Origin of the sequence: Mycobacterium sp. (assembly GCF_052144515.1) — a bacterium.
Classification (GTDB): Bacteria; Actinomycetota; Actinomycetes; order Mycobacteriales; family Mycobacteriaceae; genus Mycobacterium.
Map to the genome: position 1 here is coordinate 1 of NZ_JBKQQD010000293.1, position 7,515 is coordinate 7,515.

The window sequence follows — 7,515 nt, forward strand, 5'->3', positions numbered from 1 at the left end:
AGTCAAAGACAACCCAGCAGGGCGTCAGTCGGCGCGAGAGTCACCACCGGCAGCGGACAGGCCAGCCCCATCATCAACCCATTCGGTTGAACACCATCAATGTCGGTGCCAGCTGGTAAGACAACGACATGCACCAGTTGCTGGGATATGCGCGGGTCTCGACGAGTGACCAGAGCCCCGCCGGGCAGCGCGACGCGCTTACCAAAGCGGGCTGTGAGCGCGTGTGGACCGAAGTTGCTTCGGGTATGCGTGCGCGCCGCCCGGCTCTCGATGAGCTGGTGGCCGTCGCGACGGCGGGGGACACCGTGGTGGTCACCCGGCTTGACCGGCTCGGCCGGTCACTGCCAGATCTGCTCAGCCTCATCGGGAATCTGACCGCCCGAGACATCGGCTTGCGATCCCTGTCCGAACAGATCGACACGACCAGAGCAACCGGGCGCCTGATATTGCATGTGTTCGGAGCGCTGGCGGAGTTCGAACGCGGGCCGGGTGGGCGGCCGCCCACCTGCATTGGCCGGACCCCGGCTCGATCACGCACGCGAGTTGGCCGCCGCCGGCGTGTCGGCAACTGAAATCGCTGACGTGCTATTGGTCGGCCGGTCCACCGTCTATCGGGCGCTAAGAACCGAACCGAGGAAAGTTACGGCCACCGAATGAGCGATCCAACCCTGGACGCGTTTGCCAGTTCTCTCACTCCGCCCCCGTTCGACAGAACCACCGTCAGAGATCGTCGGAAAATAATCGAGGACAACGTAACCGCCAAAACCTCCTCGGTGGGGTTCTACGAGTCGGGCTCCTGGACCCATGGGACCTCCATCAAGGGTCACAGCGACGTCGACTACATGTCGTTAATCCCTGAATACGCTCGGCCCGTTTTGCCGTCGACGGCGCTGTCCCGTCTCCGGGACGCGATCGTCGGAGCCCACTGGTCAATCACGGACGTACGGATCTCCAGCCCGACTGTGAAGGTCTCCTTCTACCAGCCCCCGAACTTCGAGGTCGTCCCGACCTATTACAAAGGCAAACAGGACGGTATCGACGTCTTCCGTATTCCGGGGCCAGGTGATCAATGGTTTGAGTCGATTCCGATGGCGCACAACGCTTTCGTAAACGAGGTCAACGATCAGCTCGGCAAGAAGGTGAAGACGCTGGTGCGACTGGTCAAAGCATGGAAGTACCAGCAAGACGTGCCGGTTTCGTCCTTCTACCTTGAAATGCGGGCCGTAAAATATGCAAGCACCGAGAGTGTCATCGTCTACGACATTGATCTCCGTAGGGTTTTCGCCGAACTCATCGGAGCGGGGATGCGCGAAATGAACGATCCACTCGGCATCGTTCCGCGGATCCCCGCTACATCTTCCGAAGCTAAGCGAATCATCGCCCTACGCCAGGCAGGCGCCGCGCTTGGTTACCTCCAAGCGGCTAACGCCGCACAGACCGCGGGCAACCAGTCCGACTACTGGTCCAACATGGCAGCGGTCTTCGGCCACATCAACTACCCCTACCCCACTTGGTGAAACCACATGTGCGACTACCGAACTGCGATTAGCGCCGAACTCCAGAAACTGGAGGAGGACATGCTGTACACGGAAAAGGCCCATTTCGTGGCAGCCGAGGAACTGAACGCCATCCACTTGTGGGTTGGACTAATCGCCACAGCCACAGCCGCGGGCGCTGCCGCGACCATCGTTGCCCGTAACTCGCCAGTGCTCTCCGGCAGCCTAGCGTTGGTCGCAGCGCTGGCCTCCGCAATGATCACGTTCGTTAAGCCCGACGCGAAGGCAGCGCAGCATCTGGCTGCGGCAAGGAGTTTAGGAGCCATCCGGGTACTCGCTCGGCAACATCGCGAACTCGACCTTCACCCCGGGCAACCCGAAAACCTCACGGCCTGGCGCGGCTACGTCACCGCGGTGGGAAAAGCCAAGAAAGAGGCTGACATCGCTGCGCCCTCAGTCAGTGATCGTCGATTCAATAGAGCCCGCAAGAAAATACAGGCCGGCCATTTCACCCACGACGCCGTCACCGAATGACATCAACGGGGATCAGCCGGTCGTGAGACAAGAAATGAGACGATGCGACCGGCGGGTATGGGTCAGAGGAGTTAGCCGGAAGTGGCTGTCTCATTTCTTTAGTAGTTTTGAGACTGAACCAGACCACCAGCCGTTCGATTGCCTCCACGCGCTTGCGGTTGATGACCTGGGTGTAGAGACCGGCTAGCGCAATCGTGGCTTGCCGCGTCCGCGAGCGGGGGGATGCTTCAGTTCCCCGCAAACCAGGCGGTGGTCACAGTGTGCGTCTGGGGAGGTGGGAAGTGGCCCGCCCCGAAACCACCGACTTTGACCGTCCACAGGGGGTGAGCACGGTCGACGGCCGGCACGGTGGTCCCTTCGAGGACGGCGATGTCCTGGCCGGGGCTGCAACCGTAGGCGGGGTACAAGCCGTCGTCTCGGCCACCCCAGGCACCCCCATTGCGCAGGCGGCATTCAGTGCCGTCGTCCAGAAGCAACCCGAACGGCAATGGCGTCGCCGGCGGATGCACAGCCGGCAGCGTTTCCGTGTAGGCCACGCGATGAAGCTCCCTGTCCCAGGGATCATCGCCACACAACAGAGTTCCCGCATTGGATGGCCAACACACGCCGGCACCGGCAGCGGAAGGTGCACAACGGTAAATGCCGGAGTCGACCGCCGCTGGCGATGCGTCGCAAGCGAAGACGTCGGTGATGCGGCTCGATGAAGGCACCGACGGCACTTCAAGGTAACCGTTGGCAGGTTGGCCGTTGACAACCGCCACTGCGGTAATGACCTGTGTTGCCGCGGGTGCGGCTGCGCTGGTAGGTGCGGCGACGGGGGGAGCAGGGGCCGGCGCGGCGCTGCTGATCGACGGGGCCGGAGGTGTTTCGACTCGGGTGGAGGGTGCGGTCGTAGGCGGCCGCTGTTGCCACGGGTGCCACACCAGCGCAACGGCTCCAACCAGAAGGAGCGCAACCACCGCGGCAGCACGGATAACCCATCGCCTTCGAGGCCTACCAAGCTGTTGGGGTTCGACGACGCCTTGCTTGGGACGGGATCGAGTGATGTCCCGAGGGGTTTGCTTGGGTGCTAATCGTGCGGGGGCGGTCGGCGCGGCGTGGGCTCGGCGGGCTGTCTCGGCTTGCTCGGCGAAAGCGCGGGCGAAGTCTACGCAGCGGGTAAATCGATCGGCGGGATCCTTGGCCAAGGCCGCCGCGAGCACAGGGTCGAGCCTGCCCAGTTCGGGTCGCGTGTCGGCGAGGGCAGGCACCGGCGCGTTGAGATGGTGGCTGATTACGACCGCCGGATTGGAGTGAGGGTACAGCTGCGATCCCGTCAAAAGGTGGTAAGCGGTAGCGGCCAGCGCGTACTGGTCGGCGCGCCCGTCGATGTCTGCACCCATCAACTGTTCAGGTGCGGCGTAGGCGAGTGTGCCGACAGTGAAATTGGTCGCGGTAAGTCCACTGATGTCTCCGAGTGGCCGCGCAATGCCGAAGTCGGCCAATAGGATCCGTCGCTTGCCGTCCTCAGGTTCGGTGAGCAGGATGTTGGCGGGCTTGACGTCGCGGTGCAACAGTCCACGTTTGTGGGCGTAGTCGAGTGCGTCAGCGATAGCTGTGACGATGGCGCACACGTCCTGTACTGGCATCCCGGCGGGGTAACGGTCTTTCACCAGCTGCCCGGCGTCGGTGCCCTCGACGTAGTCCATGGCGATCCACAGTTGGCCATCGAACTCGCCGCGATCATGTACCCCAACAATATTGGGATGCGACAACGTAGCGGCCAGGTCGGCTTCGCGATGGAATCTCTTACGGAACTCGGTATCCGCCGTCATCCCCTCAGAGAGGACCTTTAAAGCGTACTGCCGCGGCAACCTCGGATGCTGACCAAGATAGACCTCGGCCATGCCCCCCGACCCGAGTAGCCGAATGATTTTGTATCCGGCGAAAGTCGTACCGCTCCGCAACGGCATGGGCCGATGCTACATAGCAACCCCGTAGCTTTAGGGTGCAATCGCTTAGCTGGTATCAGCGCAGCTCCGTGGCTCCGGCGCAAGGCGTGGCATCCCTTCACTAGTTATACGCGGACTGGCTGGGGATGGGGGTGGTCGAAATCCCTAAGCCGCGACCATCCGCGACCATTAATGGGATCGGGCCAGCCCCGTGGGTCTTGGCATATGGGTCCGCGCTGTGCCTACGCGACGGATACTGCTAGTCGGAAGCGGAAGGGGTGTCGTGGTTGCAGCAAATGTCCGCGTCGGATCTATGTTCGGCAAGTACAAGCTCAACCGGTTGCTCGGGCAGGGCGGCATGGGTGAGGTGTACGAGGCGTACGACACCAGTAAGGACCGCACCGTCGCGCTAAAGATCCTGCGCCAAGAGCTCTCCAATGATGAGCTCTTCCGCAACAGATTTCAGCGCGAGTCCCATGCTGCGGCGATGCTCGAGGAGCCGCACGTCATCCCGATCTACGACTGGGGCGAAACCGACGGCAGTCTGTTCATCGACATGCGGCTCGTCCGCGGCCAAGACCTTCACGATTTACTCAAGCGAGGCCCGCTCGAGCCCGAACGTGCGGTCGCGATCATCCGTCAGATCGCGGCGGCCCTGGACGCCGCCCACGCCCAGAGCATGATTCACCGCGACGTCAAACCGCAGAACATTCTGGTCACCTCGACCGAAGACTTCGCCTACCTCATCGACTTCGGGATCGCGCAAAACCTCGATGACACTCGGCTGACGGTTGCCGGCTCGGCGATCGGGTCATTCGCCTACATGGCACCGGAGCGGTTCGAAGACCGGCCGACGACTTCGTCGGTGGACGTCTACTCGTTGGCCGCTGTACTTTATGAGGCCCTAACCGGCCAGGCCCCATTTACCGCCGGCGGCGTGGAGCAGTTGATCGCCGCTCACATGTCGGCGCCCCCGCCGCGGCCCAGCGTGGTCAATCCCCGCGTGCCGCCCGCCTTCGATGACGTGATTGCCCGCGGGATGGCCAAAGACCCCGACGACCGCTACGGCAGCGCGGGAGCGCTGGGCCGCGCCGCGCAACGCGCCCTGACCGGAGCATCCTCGTCCGGGCCCCACAGCGGACCCTTTGCGGCACAACCGGGTCCGGACAGCGCCGCCGGACCCGGGCTTTACGACGGTAGGCCTACTCGCCCGGCATGGCAAGCTGGCCAACAGACCCGCCAGGGCCGCCCGTGGCTGGTGCCGACGGTGATCATTGTCGCTGCCGCGCTCGTCTTGGGCGGTATCGGTGTCATCATCGGGTTGCTCGCCCAGCAGAACGATCATCCGCCCACCACCCTTACGCCGACGGCCGGCCCAACAGCAGTGTCGCCGACCTCCGATCAAGGCCAGGGCCCAACGTCGGTGCAACTAGTCCCACCACCAGTGCCCCCATCGCCGCCTCCACCCCCCTCCCTTGCACGCCCGCCGCTGATCCGCGGCCCTGATAACAGCGCCGGCCATGAGAGCTGCGACTATGGTTGGTCCCTCAACAACATCACCGGATGGGGCAGCCACGCCGGGCGGGGAACACCGGAGACATCGTGCTACTTCGCTGGCAGTGTGCTTACGTCGTATTGGAACAAGTACGGTAACTCCGGGCGGCAACTACGCACCGTATCAGCGCCGGGCGCCGTCGATTGCAACACTGTTGACGGAGCCGCGTGCGACGGATCGAACTTCGTAATGCAGTGCGCGGCTTATGGTTCCGACAACTGGATTACATGCAGTGGCGGCAACAACGCGCGGGTTTATCTCTACTGACGGTCGCATCGGCCCATGGGCAGTGCCCCCAGGTGCTGAGTCAACCAGTTGCTTATTTCGGTGAGATCTTTAGTTCCGTCGTCGAACGACCCCGATGTGGGCTGCACCGCGACCGCAACGGCCATCTGACCGGTCGGCATGGTCAGCACTCCCATCTGCCGCACCAGATATTGACCGGTGGGTGAGGGTCCCCAACCCCCCTTGAAGCGGATGTTGGCGATGCTGCCGAGACCCCAGCGCTGGTCGGGCTTGATCTGGCCCATCAGGTTCAATATCGGTGCGTCGCGGTTTTGGCATGCGACATAGGAAATGAATCGGACTTGGTTTACCAGCGCCCAGTCGGACTGGCCGAAAGCGGTGAACTCCAGGCGCACCTTCTTCGATTCAACTCGCGTGGGATCGCCGGCTTTTCCCAACACTTCTTCGACCTTGTGCGCCGCGGTGTCCGGATCGCCCAAACTCGCCCAGATCTTTTCGGCTGCTGCGTTGTCGGACTCTGTAATCGCGGCGATCATCGTGTCCGTGACCTTGGAGGAAGGCTCCTCTTGCAGCGCCGCGATGGTCAGCGGCACTTTCATGGTCGACCAAGCCTTCCCGATTTCAAAGTCTCCCAAGACAATTGGATCTTGATCGGAGCCAACGGCCTTGATGACAACACCAACCTGAGCGTTCAGCTTGTCCTTCAGCCGATCGAAGTCGGTGATGAGCGCCGAGAAGGCGCTGGGTGCCGATCCCGGCATAGCCGTTACCTTGGGCGGTGCTGCGGGAACAGTGGTGTAGTGCGTCGACGGCTTCGCCGCCGGCGGCGAGGACCGAGCGGCCAAGCGGTGCCCGATCACGACACCGCCGGCCATCACGATCGCTATCAATAGCAAAGCAATAACGGCCGCGATCGAAGAGCCGCGCCCTGGCCGCCAAAGGAGCCAGCCCCGCCCCCCGGGAGCCGCCGCATGGCGCGCCCGCTGGACCCCATCGGTGTCAACCCGCCCGCGGCGCATATCGGTAAAGTCTCTCTGCTAGTGAAAGTCGTTACGTTCTCGTCGGCGACGATTGTCCAGTTAAGCGTGCGATAGATCTGGTACTCCAGCCGGATTCCTATGTAGTCGCCCGCGTCACCGTCTGCCGTGACCACGCGATCGACCGCTTCTCGGATATGCGCCGCGGCAGATCAAGCTTTGGGACGATCTCTGAGACGCCCAGAACATTAGTTCTGCGAAACTTAAGATTCGCCGCGACCTAGCGGAAAGCCCCGCCCCAATCCTTGCACCCATCACAGGGCCTACCTCGAAGTGATAGTCGCCCGCGCTGCCGACGTCGGCAGCGAATTGAACGAACTTCTCGACGGCGGCGAACAATGATGACTCACAACGGCCCGACCCGCGCCCGGTTCCCCCGCGGCGCGAATACAGTGTGATTCACGCGGGTTTGTATCTTTGAAAGGCGCAGCCATGTCCACATCGCCCGGTGGCGAGACCACAATCACTGAGAACGCGAACCACGAGCATGTCCCGAGTCGCGTGGAATTTTGGTGACGATCCACGGTGAACTCTATGCGGCGGCACCGACAGTGTCGGTGTCGGGATTGGCGTGTCGGTGTAGGGCGTGGACGAGCTGGGGCATCTGCTTGTAGCCCTTGATGCGGCGGAAGGACCGTTCGGCGTTGAGCATGCCGGCCGCAGTCCAGCGCAGCACCATCTGCCCGTCGCGCCAGCGGGTGACGTTACGGTTGGTC

7 protein-coding genes and 1 pseudogene are annotated in these 7,515 nt (G+C 62.8%); 5 read left to right on the forward strand and 3 right to left on the reverse strand.

The window, feature by feature from the left end:
• Positions 1-128 precede the first annotated feature (128 nt).
• Genes ACLP9N_RS19375 through ACLP9N_RS19390 form a run of 4 tightly spaced genes read left to right on the forward strand, consistent with a single transcriptional unit; the run spans position 129 to position 2,030 of the window.
• Positions 129-572 (forward strand): recombinase family protein, encoded by a 444-nt coding sequence (locus tag ACLP9N_RS19375; protein WP_442408929.1) that lies wholly within the window; start codon positions 129-131, stop codon positions 570-572.
• Positions 544-657, forward strand: a complete 114-nt coding sequence (locus ACLP9N_RS19380; RefSeq protein ID WP_442408930.1) for a hypothetical protein — start codon at positions 544-546, stop codon at positions 655-657. The genes ACLP9N_RS19375 and ACLP9N_RS19380 overlap by 29 nt, the downstream gene beginning before the upstream one ends.
• Positions 654-1,517: an SMODS domain-containing nucleotidyltransferase gene (locus ACLP9N_RS19385; RefSeq protein WP_442408931.1), complete on the forward strand. Its 864-nt coding sequence runs from the start codon at positions 654-656 to the stop codon at positions 1,515-1,517. Before ACLP9N_RS19380 ends, ACLP9N_RS19385 begins: the two co-directional genes overlap by 4 nt.
• A gap of 6 nt (positions 1,518-1,523) precedes the next feature.
• A complete protein-coding gene (locus tag ACLP9N_RS19390) occupies positions 1,524-2,030 on the forward strand; it encodes an SLATT domain-containing protein (RefSeq protein ID WP_442408932.1) in 507 nt (168 codons plus the stop codon).
• A gap of 227 nt (positions 2,031-2,257) precedes the next feature.
• On the opposite strand, the gene ACLP9N_RS19395 is transcribed toward ACLP9N_RS19390, so the two are convergent.
• Positions 2,258-3,982: a serine/threonine-protein kinase gene (locus ACLP9N_RS19395; protein WP_442408933.1), complete on the reverse strand. Its 1,725-nt coding sequence runs from the start codon at positions 3,980-3,982 to the stop codon at positions 2,258-2,260.
• Positions 3,983-4,274: 292 nt separating this feature from the next.
• Between ACLP9N_RS19395 and ACLP9N_RS19400 the strand changes: the two genes are divergently transcribed.
• Positions 4,275-5,783, forward strand: a complete 1,509-nt coding sequence (locus ACLP9N_RS19400; protein WP_442408935.1) for a serine/threonine-protein kinase — start codon at positions 4,275-4,277, stop codon at positions 5,781-5,783.
• On the opposite strand, the gene ACLP9N_RS19405 is transcribed toward ACLP9N_RS19400, so the two are convergent.
• Both ACLP9N_RS19405 and ACLP9N_RS19410 read right to left on the reverse strand, forming a co-directional pair.
• A complete protein-coding gene (locus tag ACLP9N_RS19405; RefSeq protein ID WP_442408934.1) occupies positions 5,777-6,652 on the reverse strand; it encodes a hypothetical protein in 876 nt (291 codons plus the stop codon). The genes ACLP9N_RS19400 and ACLP9N_RS19405 overlap by 7 nt on opposite strands.
• 679 nt (positions 6,653-7,331) lie before the next feature.
• Positions 7,332-7,515 (reverse strand): annotated as a pseudogene (locus tag ACLP9N_RS19410) (IS256 family transposase); the annotation flags it as partial.